The sequence below is a fragment of the Caulobacter sp. LARHSG274 genome, assembly GCF_052871235.1.
In genome coordinates, this window is the sequence record NZ_JBIXJO010000017.1 from 41157 (window position 1) to 56325 (window position 15169).

At 70.2% G+C, this 15169-nt stretch carries 15 protein-coding genes; 13 read left to right on the forward strand and 2 right to left on the reverse strand.

Annotated features, from left to right (window positions below):
* The first annotated feature begins 113 nt into the window (after positions 1-113).
* Genes ACIPQB_RS20675 through ACIPQB_RS20685 form a run of 3 tightly spaced genes read left to right on the forward strand, consistent with a single transcriptional unit; the run spans position 114 to position 4546 of the window.
* Positions 114-2222, forward strand: a complete 2109-nt coding sequence (locus ACIPQB_RS20675; RefSeq protein ID WP_446487138.1) for a 3-hydroxyacyl-CoA dehydrogenase NAD-binding domain-containing protein — start codon at positions 114-116, stop codon at positions 2220-2222.
* A 9-nt stretch (positions 2223-2231) separates the two neighbouring features.
* On the forward strand, positions 2232-3344 hold the full coding sequence (locus ACIPQB_RS20680) for an acyl-CoA dehydrogenase family protein (protein WP_446487139.1): 1113 nt from the start codon (positions 2232-2234) through the stop codon (positions 3342-3344).
* Positions 3341-4546, forward strand: coding sequence for an acyl-CoA dehydrogenase family protein (locus tag ACIPQB_RS20685; RefSeq protein ID WP_446487140.1), 1206 nt, complete (start codon positions 3341-3343; stop codon positions 4544-4546). The genes ACIPQB_RS20680 and ACIPQB_RS20685 overlap by 4 nt, the downstream gene beginning before the upstream one ends.
* Positions 4547-4597: 51 nt before the next feature.
* Here the strand turns inward: ACIPQB_RS20685 and ACIPQB_RS20690 are convergent, their stop codons facing one another.
* Positions 4598-5545, reverse strand: a complete 948-nt coding sequence (locus ACIPQB_RS20690) for an acetamidase/formamidase family protein (RefSeq protein WP_446487141.1) — start codon at positions 5543-5545, stop codon at positions 4598-4600.
* A gap of 226 nt (positions 5546-5771) precedes the next feature.
* Here ACIPQB_RS20690 and ACIPQB_RS20695 point away from each other — a divergent pair, with 226 nt between their 5' ends.
* The 6 genes from ACIPQB_RS20695 (at position 5772) to ACIPQB_RS20720 (ending at position 12265) form a co-directional block, all read left to right on the forward strand.
* A complete protein-coding gene (locus ACIPQB_RS20695; RefSeq protein ID WP_446487142.1) occupies positions 5772-5984 on the forward strand; it encodes an AtzG-like protein in 213 nt (70 codons plus the stop codon).
* The gene (locus tag ACIPQB_RS20700; protein WP_446487143.1) at positions 5981-7393 is read left to right on the forward strand and encodes an AtzE family amidohydrolase; all 1413 of its coding nucleotides are present in this window, start codon (positions 5981-5983) and stop codon (positions 7391-7393) included. The genes ACIPQB_RS20695 and ACIPQB_RS20700 overlap by 4 nt, the downstream gene beginning before the upstream one ends.
* Positions 7390-7791, forward strand: coding sequence for an oxalurate catabolism protein HpxZ (hpxZ, locus tag ACIPQB_RS20705; protein WP_446487144.1), 402 nt, complete (start codon positions 7390-7392; stop codon positions 7789-7791). Before ACIPQB_RS20700 ends, hpxZ begins: the two co-directional genes overlap by 4 nt.
* 49 nt (positions 7792-7840) lie before the next feature.
* Positions 7841-8731, forward strand: a complete 891-nt coding sequence (locus ACIPQB_RS20710) for an alpha/beta hydrolase family protein (RefSeq protein ID WP_446487145.1) — start codon at positions 7841-7843, stop codon at positions 8729-8731.
* A gap of 251 nt (positions 8732-8982) precedes the next feature.
* Positions 8983-11154 carry a TonB-dependent receptor gene (locus ACIPQB_RS20715; RefSeq protein WP_446487146.1) on the forward strand — a complete coding sequence of 724 codons (2172 nt, stop codon included), beginning with the start codon at positions 8983-8985 and terminating at the stop codon, positions 11152-11154.
* Between the two features lie 139 nt (positions 11155-11293).
* Positions 11294-12265 carry a nucleoside hydrolase gene (locus tag ACIPQB_RS20720; protein ID WP_446487147.1) on the forward strand — a complete coding sequence of 324 codons (972 nt, stop codon included), beginning with the start codon at positions 11294-11296 and terminating at the stop codon, positions 12263-12265.
* 15 nt (positions 12266-12280) lie between these two features.
* Here the strand turns inward: ACIPQB_RS20720 and ACIPQB_RS20725 are convergent, their stop codons facing one another.
* A complete protein-coding gene (locus tag ACIPQB_RS20725) occupies positions 12281-12442 on the reverse strand; it encodes a hypothetical protein (RefSeq protein WP_446487148.1) in 162 nt (53 codons plus the stop codon).
* 78 nt (positions 12443-12520) lie between these two features.
* On the opposite strand from ACIPQB_RS20725, the gene trhO reads away from it, so the two are divergent.
* The 4 genes from trhO (at position 12521) to ACIPQB_RS20745 (ending at position 15152) form a co-directional block, all read left to right on the forward strand.
* On the forward strand, positions 12521-13462 hold the full coding sequence (trhO, locus tag ACIPQB_RS20730; RefSeq protein WP_446487149.1) for an oxygen-dependent tRNA uridine(34) hydroxylase TrhO: 942 nt from the start codon (positions 12521-12523) through the stop codon (positions 13460-13462).
* A gap of 58 nt (positions 13463-13520) precedes the next feature.
* Positions 13521-13814 (forward strand): ArsR/SmtB family transcription factor, encoded by a 294-nt coding sequence (locus ACIPQB_RS20735; protein WP_446487150.1) that lies wholly within the window; start codon positions 13521-13523, stop codon positions 13812-13814.
* Between the two features lie 110 nt (positions 13815-13924).
* A complete protein-coding gene (locus ACIPQB_RS20740) occupies positions 13925-14674 on the forward strand; it encodes a glucose 1-dehydrogenase (protein WP_446487151.1) in 750 nt (249 codons plus the stop codon).
* A gap of 106 nt (positions 14675-14780) precedes the next feature.
* Positions 14781-15152, forward strand: a complete 372-nt coding sequence (locus tag ACIPQB_RS20745) for a hypothetical protein (protein WP_446487152.1) — start codon at positions 14781-14783, stop codon at positions 15150-15152.
* The last annotated feature ends 17 nt before the right edge of the window (positions 15153-15169 follow it).

Sequence of the window (15169 nt, forward strand, 5' to 3'; positions counted from 1 at the left end):
AGCGCCAAGGCGCTTGCGGGGCCGCCCTATCGTATTCGCGATCAAGGAGACCCGCGAGGTTGAGGCGCCCTTCCCGCGGCGCGTAAGACAATCGTCAAGCCACCGGAGTTCCCATGCCCGCCGTCGAATACGCCATCGAGAACGAGGTCGCGGTGCTGACCGTCGCCTACCCGCCGGTCAACGCCCTCAGCCTGGCGGTCCGCACCGGCCTGGCCGACGGCGTGGCCCGCGCCCTGGCCGATCCGGCGGTCAAGGCGATCGTGGTGATCGGCGGCGGGACCACTTTCATCGCCGGGGCCGACATCAGCGAGTTCGGCACCCCCAACAGCGCCGCCGAGCCCCGGCTGCAGACCGTGCAGGCGCGGTTCGAGGCCAGCGCCAAGCCGATCGTCGCCGCTCTCCACGGCACCGCCCTGGGCGGCGGCCTGGAGCTGGCCCTGACGGCCCATGCCCGGGTCGCGGTCGCCTCGGCCAAGGTCGGCTTGCCGGAGGTCAAGCTGGGCCTGCTGCCCGGCGCCGGCGGCACGATCCGCCTGCCGCGCCTGACCGGCGTCGAGGTCGCCCTGGAGGCGGTCACCAGCGGCCGCCACATTGGCGCGGTTGAAGCCGTCCGCCTGGGCATTGTCGACGCCATCGTCGAGGACCTGCGCGCCGAGGCCGTCGCCTACGCCCTGAAGCTGGCGGCCGAGGGCGCGCCGCCGCCGGTGCGCGATCGCAACGACAAGGTCACCGGCGTCGATTCGAAGGTGTTCGAGACCTTCCGCGCCCAGAACCGCAAGAAATGGCGCGGCCAGACCGCCCCCGCCCGCATCGTCGACGTCATCGAGGCCGCCACCAACCGGTCGTTCGCCGAGGCCAAGGCTTTCGAGGACCAGGCCTTCGCCGAACTGATGGCCAGCGACCAGCGCAAGGCCCTGATCCACTACTTCTTCGCCGAGCGCGAGGCCCGCAAGATCCCCGACGTTCCGGCCGGGGTGAAGCCGCTGCCGATCCGCAAGGTGGTGGTGATCGGCTCGGGGCTGATGGGCGGCGGCATCGCCATGTCGCTGGCCAACGCCGGCCTGGCCGTCAAGCTGCTAGACATCGACGCCGAGGCGCTGGACCGCGGCATGGCGGCGGTGCGCAAGACCTATGAGACCTCGCTGTCGCGCGGCTCGATCACCCAGGCCCAGATGGACGAACGCCTGGGCCGCATCCAGCCGGTCGGCGGCTATGACGACCTGGGCGACGTCGACATGGCCATCGAAGCGGTGTTCGAGGACATGGCGCTGAAGCAGAAGATCTTCGCCCTCCTCGACCAGGCCACGTCGCCGCACGCCATCCTCGGCACCAACACCTCGTCCCTGGACATCGACCAAATCGCCTCGGCCACCAGCCGGCCCGACAAGGTGATCGGAGCCCACTTCTTCAGCCCGGCCAATGTGATGAAGCTGCTGGAGGCGGTGCGCGGCTCGGCGACGAGTCCCGAGACCATCGCCACGGTCATGGCCCTGGGCAAGCAGATCGGCAAGGCGCCGGTGCTGGCCGGCAATTGCGACGGCTTCATCGGCAACCGCATGCTGCAGTACTATACCGTCAACGCCGAATACATGCTGGAGCGCGGGGCGACGCCGGAACAGATCGACCGTGTCGCCGAGGCCTTCGGCATGGCCATGGGCCCGCTGGCCATGCGCGACCTGGCCGGCATGGCCCAGGCCGTCAATGTCCGGGCCGTGCGCAAGAAGACCCTGCCCGCCGACGAGCGCATGCCCGAACTTGTCGAGCGGATGGTCGAGGCCGGCCGCATCGGCCAGCGCTCCGGCTCGGGCTTCTACCGCTACGAGGGCCGCGACCGCCTGCCCGACCCGGAGGCCGTGGCGATCATCGCCGCCGAGGCCGAGCGCCAGGGCATTGAGCAGCGCGCCTTCACCGACGAGGAGATCCTTGCCCGGCTGTTCCACCCGCTGGTCAACGAAGGCGCCAAGGAGCTGGAGGAAGGCGTCGCCATCCGCGCCAGCGACATCGACGTCGCCTGGGTCAACGGCTACGGTTTCCCGATCCACACCGGCGGGCCGATGTTCTGGGGCGAGCAGATCGGCCTGGACAAGGTGCTGGAGACGGCCCGCATCCTGGGGGCCGAGAACGGCCAGACCCGCTGGGGACCGTCGAAGCTGCTGGAACGCCTGGTCGCCGAGGGCAAGGGCTGGAAAGACGCCCCGGCCCTGATCGCGAAAGGCCTTTAGGACCCGCCCATGGCCTTCCTGCTCGACGACGACCACCGCCAGATCGTCCAGGAGGCCGAACGCCGGCTCGGCGACGGCTTTTCCCCCGACCGGCTGCGCGCGCTGCTGGAGCGGACCGGCGCCTATGACGAGGTGTTCTGGACCGGCTGCCGCGAGATGGGCTGGACGGCGATCACCGTCGCCGAGGAGCATGGCGGCCTGGGCCTCGGTCCCATCGAGCTTTGCCTGACCGTTCAGGTCGCCGGCCGGTTCGCCGCCGGCGCGCCGTTCCTGTCGACCAGCTTCGGCGTCAGCGAAGCCCTGCGCCGCTACGGCGGGTCGCTGGCCCGGGTCACCCACCTGCCGGGCCTGGCCGCGGGCGAGACGATCGGCGCCGTCCACTTGTCGGCAGCTCTGGAGGGCGGCGAGCTGCCGGTGCTGCGCGACGGCGGACTGCACGGCGCCCTGGGCCCGGTCGCCGCCGGCCTGCAGGCCGGGCTGCTGGTCACCCTGGCCCGCGATGTGGCGAATGGAAGCGACGTCCTGGTCCTGGTCGAACTCGGCGAGCGGACCCGGCGCGCGGCGGTGCAGACCTTCGACAACAGCCGCGGCTACGCCGACCTGAGCTTCGACGGCGCGCCGGCCACGGTGCTCGCCGCAGCGGACCCGGCCGGCGCCGCCCTGGACCTGCTGGCCCGGGTCGCCGTGGTCGTCGCCTTCGAACAGCTGGGCGTCGCCGAGGCCTGCCTGGAGCGGGCCCGGGCGTTCGCCAACGAGCGCCAAGCCTTCGGCCAGCCGATCGGCAAGTTCCAGGCCGTCAAGCACCGCATCGCCGAGATCTATGTCGCCAACGAGCTGGCCCGCGGCAACGCCCTGCGCGCCGTCCTGGCCCTGCGCGACGACGCCGACGACCTGGTGCTCCGGGCCGGGGCGGCGCGGCTGTCGGCGATCGAGGCCAGCGAACTGGCCGCCCGCGAGGCGATCCAGACCCATGGCGCCATCGGCGTGACCTGGGAGCACGACCTGCACCTGTTCTACCGCCGCGGCCGGGCCCTGGCGCTCGAACTGGGCGCGACGGGTCCCTGGGAAGACATCGTGGCCGAACGGGTCCTCGCCCTCGCCGCCAAGGAGGTCGCCGCATGACCGCCCTGTCTCCGGCCCTGGAGGCCTTCCGGGCCCGCGCGATCGCCTTCATGGAGCCGCACGTCGCCAGGTTCGGCCAGGCCGCGCGCCTGGGCCTGTCGCTGGACGACGACGTGGCCCTGGCCCGCCGCTGGCAGGCGACCAAGGCGGCGGCGGGCTTCGCCGGCCTGACCTTCCCCACTGAATACGGCGGGGCCGGCCTCAGCCAGATCGAGCAGGTGCTGTTCGTCGAGGAAGAGGCCGCCCGCGGCTTCCCCTCGGCCTATTTCGTCATCAGCCTGTCGATGCCGATCCCGATGATGCTACGCTACGCCACGCCCGAGCAGAAGGCCCGCTTCGTGCCGCCGGCCCTGCGCGGCGAGGAGATGTGGTCGCAGCTGTTTTCCGAACCCTCGACCGGCTCGGACCTGGCCGCGGTGCGCACCCGCGCCGTCCGCGACGGCGACGACTGGATCCTGTCGGGCCAGAAGGTGTGGACCACCTTCGCGCAATATTCGGACTACGGCGTCATCGTCGCCCGCTCCGACCCCGACGCCCCCAAGCATCGCGGCCTGACCTATTTCTTCGTCAACCTGAAGGCCCCGGGCGTCACCGTGCGCCCGATCAAGCAACTGCACGGAGCCGAGGAGTTCAACGAGGTCTTCTTCGACGACGTGCGCATCCCCGACGCCTGGCGGCTGGGCGAGGTCGGGGCCGGCTTCCGGCTGGCGGTCGAGACCCTGATGATCGAGCGCTACACCGCCGCCGCCGACGAGACGGGTTTTGGTCCGCCGCTGGAGGCCTTGGTCGCCGTGGCCCGCGCCGCCCGCCTCAATGGCCGTCCGGCCACAGAGGACGGCCGGGTGCGCGCCGTCATCGCCCGGGCCTACGCCACCCAGCAGGCCCTGTCGTCGATCCACGAGAAGTCGGTGATGGAGTTGGCGGCCGGGCGCGAGCCGGGACCCGAGGGCTCGATCCACAAGCTGGTCGGCTCCCGCGGCCGCCGCGATGTGGCGATCTGCGCCCTGGACCTGCTGGGCGCCCAGGGCCTGCGCTTCGACGCCACGGCCCATCCGCGGCCCAAGACCGACTTCGCCATGTCGTGGATGGACCAGCCGACCCTGCGTATCGCCGGCGGCACCGACGAGATGCTGCTCAACACCGTCGCCGAACGGATTCTCGGCCTGCCGCAGGACTACCGACCCGACAAGGCGCCGCGCTGACGCCATCGGACCGTCGGCGGCCGTCCGGCCCATCGAAGGGGACGGGAGCCCCTAAAACAGCACGCCCTTCTCCAGCATGCCGTGCACGCCCTTCTCGCCGTTCACCGTCTGGGTGACGCGGAAGTCCACGGCCAGGGAGCAGAACTGGTAGGCCTGCACGCGGGTCAGGGCCGAGCGGGCGACGATCAGGTCGATCATGCCGCGCAGGGCCTGCTTCATGGCCAGGTCGAGGTCCTCGTTGAAGCCCAGGGTGATGAAGTGAGTCGGGGTTTCGGCGCTCGGCCAGGCGCGGACGCCGACCTCGGCGGCCTTGTGCAGCACGAAGGTGAAGGTCCCGGTCAGGCCCATCTCCAGGGCGTTGACGCAGACCTCGCCGTCGCCCTGGCGGCCGTGGCCGTCGCCGACCGAGAAGTTGGCGCCCGCGACCCAGACCGGCAGGAGCAGGGTCGAACCGGCGGTCAGCTCCTTGCAGTCCATGTTGCCGCCGTGCTCGCGCGGCTCGCGGCTGGAGATCTTGCCGTAGCGTGGCGGCGGGGCGACGCCGGCGGTGCCGAAGAACGGCCGCAGCGGCAGGGTCGGGCCCCAGCTGGGCTTGCAGGTTCCGGCCGCGGCGTCGACGGCGATGTGGCTGACATAACGGTCGGGGAAGTCCTCCGGCAAGGTCCCGGCCAGCGGCCGGACGGCGCAATAGCCCCAGCTGTTATTGGGCTCGATCGCCTCGATCCGCACCTCCAGGGTGTCGCCGGGCTCGGCGCCGCGGATCGCCACCGGACCGGTCAGGATGTGCGGCCCCATCCGCTCCAGCCGGGCGTCGTGGATCGCCTGCAGGGCCGGCGGGATCGCCAGGCCCAGTTCCGGCGGCGGCATCACCTCGGGACCGCCCGACACGCAGTCGACCACCACCGTGTCGCCGGGATCGACGGTCAGGACCGGGTCGAAGGCGGCGTCGAAGATCCCGAAGCGCACGGTGTTCGGGGTCGAGGCCAGATGATGCCGCATGAAGTAAGCCTTCTATTACCTGTTGCGCAGTTGGCGCCGTTGCGCCCCCAGGCCCTAGCCCTGGCCGCCGCCAGCGCCCGCGACGGCCTCCGGCGCCCATCCTGCGGGCGCCGAAGCTTCGCAGGTGACGCGCCCCTGGGCGTCGGCGGCGTTCGGACCGCCGCACCCTAGCAGCGGCGGCCGGTTCCCGTTATGAAGATTTTTCTTACTTGTGGAGCTCGCCCGCATGGCGGCCGATCCGGCGCTCGCAGCCTTTCTCGCCCTGTCTGACGACGCCGTCGCGGCCTATGCCGACGCCCGGGCCGCGGCGCTGGGCCTGGCCCTGCCGGCCGCCTGCCGCCCGGGCGTGGTCGAGAACCTGACCCTGCTGCGCCGCCAGGCCGCGACCTTCGCCGACGCTTCCGACACGTCGGCCGCCCCCGAGGCCTTCGAGCCATGAGCGCCGCCAGCTTCCGCTCGGCCCAGGCCATCGCCGCCGAGGTCCGCGCCGGCGCGACCACCGCCCGGGCCGAGACCCTGGCCGCCCTGGCCCGCATCACGGCCCATAACCGCGCCCTCAACGCCTTCACGGCCGTGTTCGCCGAGCGCGCCCTGGCCCAGGCCGACGCGATCGACGCCGACCTCGCCGCCGGCCGTCCGGCGGGCCCGCTGGCCGGCGCGCCGTTCGCGGTCAAGAACCTGTTCGACGTCGAGGGCGTGACCACGGTCGCCGGCTCCAAGATCCGCCGCGACGCCCCGCCGGCGGCCCGCGACGCCACCGCCGTCCAGCGCCTGACCGCCGCCGGGGCGGTGCTGGTCGGGGCGCTGAACATGGACGAGTTCGCCTACGGCTTCGTCACCGAGAACGCCCATGACGGCCCGACCCGCAACCCGCACGACCTGACCCGCATCGCCGGCGGCTCGTCGGGCGGCTCGGCCGCCGCGGTGGCCGCCGGCCTGGTGCCGCTGACCCTGGGTTCGGACACCAATGGCTCGATCCGCATCCCCGCCAGCCTGTGCGGGGTGTTCGGAATGAAACCCACCCTGGGCCGGCTGTCGCGCCAGGGCGCCTTCCCCTTTGTCGAGAGCCTGGACCACATCGGCCCGTTCGCGCGGTCGGTCGCGGATCTGGCCCTCGCCTACGACCTGATGCAGGGCGCCGATCCGCTGGACCCGCTCTGCCGTCGGCCCGCCGAACCGGGCGCCCCTCGCCTGCAAGCTGTCGCCGACGCGCCCCTTCGCGTCGGCGTGCTGGGCGGCTGGTTCGCGCAGGGCGCCTTTCCGGAGGTGCTGGAGGCCCTGGAGATCGTCGCCGACGCCCTGCAGGCCCGGCGCGGCGTCGAGCTGCCGGGGGCCGAACAGGCCCGCGCCGCCGCCTTCTGCCTGACCGCCGCCGAGGGCGGCCACCTGCACCTGGACGACCTCAAGGTCCGGGCCCTCGACTACGACCCGGCCGTTCGCGACCGGCTGCTGGCCGGCGCCCTGCTGCCGGACGGCGTGGCCGAGACCGCCCGCCGCTATCGCCCGCTGTTCCGCGACGCCGTCGCCGGGGTGTTCGAGGACTACGATATCCTGCTGGCCCCGGCCTCGGTCTGCCCGGCTCCCGGCATCGGCCAGGCGACCATGGACATGGACGGCCAGGCGGTGTCGGTGCGCAAGAACCTGGGCGCCTACACCCAGCCGATCAGCTATATCGGCCTGCCGGTGGTGGCCGCCCCGGTCAACCGGCCGGGCAAGCCGCCGATCGGGGTGCAAATCATCGCCCCGGCCTGGCGCGAGGACCTGGCCCTGGCCGCGGCCCTGCGGCTGGAGCAGGCCGGCGTCGTCGCCGCCCACCGTCCGCCGCCCCTGGCCCCGGAGCCCGCATGACGATCAACGATCCGCCCGTGCTGGCCCAGGTGACCGCCGCCGTCGACGCCTATGAGACGGCGCTGATGACCAACGACGTCGAGGCCCTGGACGGCTTCTTCCGCGACGCGCCGCAGACGGTGCGCTACGGCGTGGCCGAGAACCTCTACGGCTTCGAGGCGATCGCCGCCTTCCGGGTCGGCCGCTCCGGCGGCTCGCCGCAGCGCCAGCGCCTGCGCACGGAAATCACCACCTTCGGCCAGGATTTCGCCGTCGCCAATGTCGAGTTCCTGCGCGAGGGGGCCAGCCGTCCCGGCCGCCAGAGCCAGGCCTGGGTCCGCACCGAGACCGGCTGGAAGATCGTCAGCGCCCACGTCTCGCTGCTGCAGGACGGCGTCGACCAGCGCCTTGCGCCGTAAGCGAACCGCCTTTGAACGCCATGCCCGCCGCGATCGAACAGGACCCCAGATGCGCCCCGTCAAAACCCTCGCCGTAGCGCTCTTTCTGCTGTCGTCCCTGGGCGCGGCTCAAGCCGCGCCCGTGCAGAAGATCGTCTCGTTCCAGGTCGACGGCCAGAAGGTGGTCGGTACGCTGGAGCTCCCCGAAGGCGTCGCCGCGCCGCCGGTGGTCCTGCTGCTGCATGGCTTCAAGGGCAGCCGCAACGAAGTCCAGATCCCCTCGCTGAAGCAGGGCGTCTATGAACGCGCCGCCGACGCCTGGGCGGCCAGGGGCCTGGCGAGCCTGCGGATCGACTTCCGCGGCGGCGGCGACAGTGACGGGGCCTTCGAAGACACGACGATCTCCGGCCAGGTCAAGGATGCGCTGGCGGCCATCGACTTTCTGCAGACGGAAAAATCCATCGACCCGACGAAGATCGCCCTGGTCGGCTGGAGCCAGGGCGGGGCCGTGGCCGCGACCGCCGCCGGAAGGACGACGCATCCCCTCAAGGCGGTCGCGCTGTGGAATCCGCTGTCTTCCCCCGCCGGCACGATCGAACTGGTTTTCGGGGTCGATGCAGTCAAGGCGGGCCTGGCCGGCGGGAGCCAGGTCATCGCGATCAAGCTGCCCTGGGGCGTCGAAACCGCGCTGAAGCCGACCTACTTCCAGGATCTCTTCGACATCGACCCGGTCGCGGAACTCGCCACCTATCCGGGACCGGTCTTCGTGGCGGTGGGAACCAAGGACACCACCATCTATCCGCAACCCCAATCCGGCCAGCTGCTGCTGACCCATCATCGAGGGCCGGGCGAACTGTGGGTGCGCCCGATGGACCACGTGTTCAACATCTTCGAGGAGACCAGGACCGTCGACGACCTGATCGCGGCGACCGGCGACTTTGTCGCCAAAAACGTCAAGTGACCGAGCGCAGCCCCCTCGTCGGACCCCTTCAGCCTAAGCGAAAAGCCGCCCGGACAGTGTCCATAAGTAATAAAATTCTGACTTATGACCTGCTTTTGGGCGCCGGGCTCACGGCGTGGTCAAATAGTGACATCCCGTGGCAAAACTTCATCAAGCGACGACCATCGCGTCATCAAAGCTTTGGAATCACCGCGATGATTGTGCATTGCACCCTCAGATGTCGGGCCGCCGACGCATGAAGGGGATATGACATGACCACCTCCGCCAAGCTGCGCCTTCGCAACGGCGGCGCCCTCGCCGCCCTGATCCTGGTCGCCGGCCTCGCCGCCCCGGCCTTCGCCCAGGAAGCCTCCGTCACCCTCGACGACGTGATCGTCACCGCCCAGAAGCGGTCGGAAAACATCCAGGAGGTGCCGGTCTCGGTCGCCGCCGTGTCGGGCGAGAAGCTGGACGCCCTGTTCGCCGCCGGCGAGGACGTGCTGGCCCTGTCGAGCCGCGTCCCGGGCCTGTACATCGAATCCTCCAACGGCCGCGCCGCGCCGCGCTTCTACATTCGCGGCCTGGGCAACGCCGACTTCGACCTGGCCGCCTCGCAGCCGGTCTCGGTGATCGTCGACGACGTGGTCATGGAAAACGTCGTGCTGAAGAGCACGCCGATCTTCGACGTGGAGCAGGTCGAAGTGCTGCGCGGCCCGCAAGGCACGCTGTTTGGCCGCAACACCACGGCCGGCATCGTCAAGTTCGACAGCGTCAAGCCGAGCCAGGCCTTCAAGGCCAACGCCACGGCCACCTACGGCACGCACAACTCGGCGACCTTCGAAGCCGGCGTCGGCGGGGCGCTGATCCCCGACAAGGTCGCGGTGCGCGCCTCGGTGCTCTACCAGCACCGCGACGACTACATCGACAACACCTTCACCCACGTGAAGGACGCCATGGGCGGCTATGACGAAAAGGCCGCCCGCCTGCAGGTGCTGCTGACGCCCGACGAAGACACCAGCATCCTGCTGAACGCCCACACCCGCTCGCTGGACGGCACGGCCGCGATCTTCCGCGCCAACATCCTCACCAAGGGCAGCAACAAGATCAACGGCAACTTCGACCGGGATTCGGTCTTCTACAACGGCGGCGCCAACAACCCGCAGACGTATGACGGCACCGGCCTGTCGATGAAGATCGACCACGACTTCGGCGGCGCCAAGCTGACCTCGATCAGCGCCTACGAGACCACCCACGGCTCCAGCCGCGGCGACATCGACGGCGGCGTCGCCGGCGTCGGCCCCGGCTTCATCCCGTTCGATTCCGACACCCGGGACGGCCTGGACGACCTGGACCAGCTGACCCAGGAAATCCGCCTGGCCAGCGATACCGACGGCCCGTTCTCCTGGCAGGTCGGCGGCTACTATTTCCACTCCGACTTCCTGGTCACCACCGACGCCGGCTTCAACAAGGCGACGCTGAACCACAAGAACACCGCCTGGGCCGCCTTCGGCCAGGCCGCCTACCAGATCACCCCCAAGCTGAAGGTCACCGGCGGCCTGCGCTACACCGACGACGACAAGAGCATGACCGTGGTCGCCTCGACCGCGCCGAAGGTCTCGGTGTCGGACGGCAAGGTCTCGTGGGACCTGTCGGCCTTCTACGGCGTGACCGACGACTTCAGCGTCTACGCCCGCGCCGCCCGCGGCTTCCGCGGCCCGACCATCCAGGGCCGCGACATCGTCTTCTTCAGCCCCGCCTCGGTGGCGCAGTCCGAGACGATCCAGTCGTACGAAGTCGGCTTCAAGAGCGAACTGCTCGACCGCCGCATCCGCTTCAACGGCGCGGCCTTCACCTATGAGGAAAAGAACCCGCAGTTCAGCGCCATCGGCGGCGCCGGCAACAACACCCTGCTGATCAACGCCGACAAGGGCCAGGCCTACGGCGTCGAGTTCGACGGCGAGTTCAAGGTCACCCAGAACCTGCTGCTGACCGCCGGCTACAGCTACAACCACACCAAGATCAAGGACAAGGATCTGGCCGTGGCGGTCTGCGCCCAGTGCAGCGTGATCGATCCGCTCAACGCGTCCGGCCAGGCCCTGGTCAACGGCAACCCGTTCCCGAACGCGCCGAAATATGTGCTGAACTTCACCGCCCGCTACAGCTATCCGATCGGCGACGGCGAGCTGTTCGCCTATACCGACTGGTTCAAGCAGGGCTACACCAACCTGTTCCTGTACGAGAGCAGGGAGTTCAACTCCAGGGGTTCCTTCGAAGGCGGCCTGAAGCTCGGCTACGCCAAGCAGGACGGCGCCTATGAGGTGGCCGTGTTCGCCCGCAACCTCACCAACGAGGTGAACCTGCGCGGCGGCATCGACTTCAACAACAACACCGGTTTCGTCAACGAGCCTCGGATCGTCGGCGTCTCGATCAGCGCCAAGCGGTAATCTGGAAGACCCGCCTGGCCTCGCGGCCGGGCGGCCCCGAAGGATTGCCATCGTCCCGCCATGCTCCCGGTTCGCGCCGGGAGCATGGTTCGTTTGAGGGGGCCTTCCCCCTCGCCCCACGATGAGAAAAGTCCCGCGGATGACGACCCCGACCGCCAAGATCATCTTCGACACCGATCCCGGCATCGACGACGCCATGGCCCTGCTGTTCATCAAGGCCAGCCCGGCCCTCGACCTGCTGGCGGTGACCACGGTGTTCGGCAATTCCGACATCGACACCACCACCCGCAACGCCCTCTATCTGAAGCAGCGCTTCGGCCTGACGGCCCCGGTGTTCCAGGGAACCGACAAGCCGCTGACCCGGCCGCGCAACCCCTCGCCGACCTTCGTGCACGGCGAGAACGGCCTGGGCGACGTCGAACTGACCGGCCTGGTCGCCGCCGAGCCCGAGGCCAAGCCGGCCCACCAGGCGATCATCGACCTGGCCCGCCAGCATCCCGGCGAGATCACTCTGATCGCTGTCGGCCCGCTGACCAATCTCGCCCTGGCCCTGCAGGCTGATCCCGAGGTCGCCCACCTGCTCAAGGCCGTGGTGATCATGGGCGGGGCGTTCGGCGTGGCCGGCAAGCCCGGCAATGTCACCCCGGTGGCCGAGGCCAACATCTGGAACGACCCCGAGGCCGCCGACCAGGTGTTCACCGCCCCGTGGTTCGTCACCGCCGTCAGCCTGGACGTCACCACCCAGGTGGTGATGAGCCCGGCCTATATGGAAGCGCTCGAGGCCGGCGCCGGCCCGGCCGGGGCCTTCCTCAACGCCATCTCCAAGCCCTATTCCGCCTTCTATGGCGGGCGCGACGGCATCGTCGGCTGCTGCGTGCACGACGCCGCCGCCGTGGCCTATGTCGTCGACCCGTCGCTGTTCCAGGTCCGCCGCGGTTCGATCCGGGTCGTCACCGAGGGGATCGCCCTGGGCCAGACCTGCCAGAAGGTCGAGGGCGAACTGTTCGGCCCCAGCGCCTGGGACGACCAGCCGATCCAGGCGATCACCGTCGGGGTCGACGCCGAGGGGCTGCTGGACCTCTATCGTCGGACGATGATCACGGCCGGCTAGCGAGGGTCGCTTGGGTCAGAAGAAGCCGGCCCGGGAACCGATGAACCAGATGGCGATGACGATCAGCACCAGCTGGATCATCCAGTTGACCGGCGACGGGATCGGGCTGCGCTGGACGGCGTAGAGCGCCAGGCCGAGCAGGATGAGGGCGACGAGGACGACGATCAGTATGCTCATGCCGATTCAACGGCCGCGTTTGGCCAAGGGTTCCAGGGCGGCTTGAGAAGCCGGCCTTCTGGGCCTATTGGCCAGCCGATGAGCTTCCGCGTCGCCGCCCTCTACCGCTTCACGACCTTCGAGGACCCCGCCGCCCTGCGGGGACCGCTGGCCGCCCTGTGCTGCGGCCTCGGCGTCAAGGGCACCCTGCTGCTGGCCCGCGAAGGGATCAACGGCACCATCGCCGGCACGCCCGAGGCGGTCGACCGGGTGCTGGACCACATCCGCGCCCTGCCCGGCTGCCGGACGCTGGAACTGAAGTTCGCGCAGGCGCCGACCCCGCCCTTCCACCGCATGAAGGTGCGGATCAAGCGCGAGATCGTCACCCTGGGGGCCGGCGACCTCGACCCCGCCGCCAACGCCGGGACCTATGTCGAGCCGGACGACTGGAACGCCCTGATCGCCCGGGACGACGTGGTGGTGATCGACACCCGCAACGCCTATGAGGCGGCGATCGGCAGCTTTGCGGGGGCGATCGACCCCAAGACCGCCAGCTTCTCCGACTTCCCGGCCTGGTTCCGGGCCTTCCGCCAGACCTGGGACCCGGCCGCCCCGCCGCCCAAGGTGGCGATGTTCTGCACCGGCGGCATCCGCTGCGAGAAGTCCACCGCCTTCCTGAAAAGCGAGGGGATCAAACAGGTCTTCCACCTGAAGGGCGGCATCCTCAACTACCTGGAGACCACCCCGGCGCAGGACAGCCTGTGGCGCGGCGAGTGCTTCGTGTTCGACGAGCGGGTCGCCGTCGGCCACGGCCTGGCGCCGGGGACCCACGACCTGTGCCGGGGCTGCCGCATGCCGGTCGGGCCCGAGGACCGCGCCTCGGAGCACTTCATCGAGGGCGTCGCCTGTCCGGCCTGCTTCGAGGCCCGCGACGACGAAGCCAAGGCCCGCTACGCCGAGCGCCACCGCCAGGCGGCCCGAGCCCGCGAACTGGGCATCGCCCATGTCGGGGCGGTGATGGGGCGAGAGACGCCAGACTGACGACGCCCCTCCCGCCCTCGGCGTTGCGTCCGCGGCCTCCCGCCGTCATATGTCGATCATGGACACCCAGACGGCCGCCCCGCTGAGCGAGCGACAGGTCACCCTGATCGCCAAGGCCCTGGCCGAGCCGCGCCGGGTGCAGATCCTCAAGGAGATCGGGGCCAACAGCGCGCCGACCGCCTGCGGCTGCATCGCCCAGACCCTGCCCATCACCGCCGCCACCCTGTCGCACCACATGAAGGAACTGGAGGGCGCAGGCCTGATCCGCATCGTCCGCGAAGGCAAGTTCGCCTTCCTGGTGCTGCAGCGCGACGTCCTCAACGCCTATCTGGCCCAGCTCGCGGAGATCTGACGGCAAGACCGCCGCCGCCGCTCCCTGCCTCTTGAATCGATTAGATGCTTATCTAAATGTCTAATCGACCCGATCGGGCGCTCAGGCCTCGGGCGATGGAGAGAGTTCAAGTGAGCAAGCTGCAGGGCAAGACCGCCGTGGTGACCGGCGCATCCAAGGGCATCGGCGCCGGCGTCGCCAAGGCGCTGGCCGCCGAGGGCGCGGCCGTAGCGGTCAACTACGCCACCAGCCGCGACGGCGCCGACAAGGTCGTGGCCGAGATCGTCGCCGCCGGCGGCAAGGCCGTGGCGGTGCAGGGCGACGTGTCCAAGGCGGCCGACGTGACCCGTCTGTTCGCCGAGACCAAGGCCGCGTTCGGCGCTGTGGACGTGCTGGTCAACAACGCCGGCGTCTATAGTTTCGCCCTGCTGGACGAGGTGACCGAGGACGAATTCCGCCGCCAGTTCGACACCAACGTGCTGGGCCTGCTGCTGGCCAGCCAGGAGGCGGCCCGCGCGTTCGGCCCGCAGGGCGGCAGCATCATCAACATCAGCTCCAACGCGGTGGAGCTGAACCTGCCGACGGCCTCGGTCTACACCGCCACCAAGGCCTCGGTGAACGCCATCACCCGTATCCTGGCCAAGGAGCTGGGCCCGCGCAACATCCGGGTCAACGCCATCAGCCCCGGCGGCACCGAGACCGAAGGGGTGCATGACGCCGGGATCATCGGGACCGACTTCGAGAAGCATCTGGTCGCCCAGACGCCGCTGGGCCGCCTGGGCCAGCCGACCGACATCGCCCCGGTGGCGACCTTCCTGGCCTCGGCCGACGCCGGCTGGGTGACCGGCGAGGTGATCGTCGTCTCCGGGGGCCTGCGCTAGCAACTGACGCCGCCCTCGTCGCCGTATTCAGCCGGCGACGAGGGCCATGCGGGATCAACCCCGCCAGCCCCGCGTTATCGAGGCTCACTTCCCAAGGAGCCTTCCCATGGCCGCCTATGACGCTTCCTACGGCACGCCCGCCAACGCCCACGGCACGCCCGCCGCCGCGCGGCAGGGCCTGCTGACCAATATCTCCGACAAGGTCTCGGGCCTGTTGTCCAAGGCCGCGCCGGTCGATCCCCTCGCCCCCGCCGACTACGCGCTGAAGCCAGACGCCAAGGGCCGGATCACCCTGGCCGGGCGCAAGGTTCCGCTGGCCCTGGCCGTGATCGGGGCCGGCGCGATCGCCGCCCTGCTGATCAACCGCCGCACCCGCGGCCCGGCCCTGGCGGCGGCCACCACGGCCTGGACCTTCCTGGGCGACAAGTTCGCGCCCCTGCGGCGCCGGTTCGAACCTTCCCCCGGCGCGCCGCGTTAGGCCCATCCTGGACTACA

Excerpts from the sequence above, each read along its gene's own strand:
- ACIPQB_RS20675 (WP_446487138.1), top strand. The coding sequence starts at position 114 with ATGCCCGCCGTCGAATACGCCATCGAGAACGAGGTCGCGGTGCTGACC.
- ACIPQB_RS20680 (WP_446487139.1), top strand. The coding sequence starts at position 2,232 with ATGGCCTTCCTGCTCGACGACGACCACCGCCAGATCGTCCAGGAGGCC.
- ACIPQB_RS20685 (WP_446487140.1), top strand. The coding sequence starts at position 3,341 with ATGACCGCCCTGTCTCCGGCCCTGGAGGCCTTCCGGGCCCGCGCGATC.
- ACIPQB_RS20690 (WP_446487141.1), bottom strand. The coding sequence starts at position 5,545 with ATGCGGCATCATCTGGCCTCGACCCCGAACACCGTGCGCTTCGGGATC.
- ACIPQB_RS20695 (WP_446487142.1), top strand. The coding sequence starts at position 5,772 with ATGGCGGCCGATCCGGCGCTCGCAGCCTTTCTCGCCCTGTCTGACGAC.
- ACIPQB_RS20700 (WP_446487143.1), top strand. The coding sequence starts at position 5,981 with ATGAGCGCCGCCAGCTTCCGCTCGGCCCAGGCCATCGCCGCCGAGGTC.
- hpxZ (WP_446487144.1), top strand. The coding sequence starts at position 7,390 with ATGACGATCAACGATCCGCCCGTGCTGGCCCAGGTGACCGCCGCCGTC.
- ACIPQB_RS20710 (WP_446487145.1), top strand. The coding sequence starts at position 7,841 with ATGCGCCCCGTCAAAACCCTCGCCGTAGCGCTCTTTCTGCTGTCGTCC.
- ACIPQB_RS20715 (WP_446487146.1), top strand. The coding sequence starts at position 8,983 with ATGACCACCTCCGCCAAGCTGCGCCTTCGCAACGGCGGCGCCCTCGCC.
- ACIPQB_RS20720 (WP_446487147.1), top strand. The coding sequence starts at position 11,294 with ATGACGACCCCGACCGCCAAGATCATCTTCGACACCGATCCCGGCATC.
- ACIPQB_RS20725 (WP_446487148.1), bottom strand. The coding sequence starts at position 12,442 with ATGAGCATACTGATCGTCGTCCTCGTCGCCCTCATCCTGCTCGGCCTG.
- trhO (WP_446487149.1), top strand. The coding sequence starts at position 12,521 with ATGAGCTTCCGCGTCGCCGCCCTCTACCGCTTCACGACCTTCGAGGAC.
- ACIPQB_RS20735 (WP_446487150.1), top strand. The coding sequence starts at position 13,521 with ATGGACACCCAGACGGCCGCCCCGCTGAGCGAGCGACAGGTCACCCTG.
- ACIPQB_RS20745 (WP_446487152.1), top strand. The coding sequence starts at position 14,781 with ATGGCCGCCTATGACGCTTCCTACGGCACGCCCGCCAACGCCCACGGC.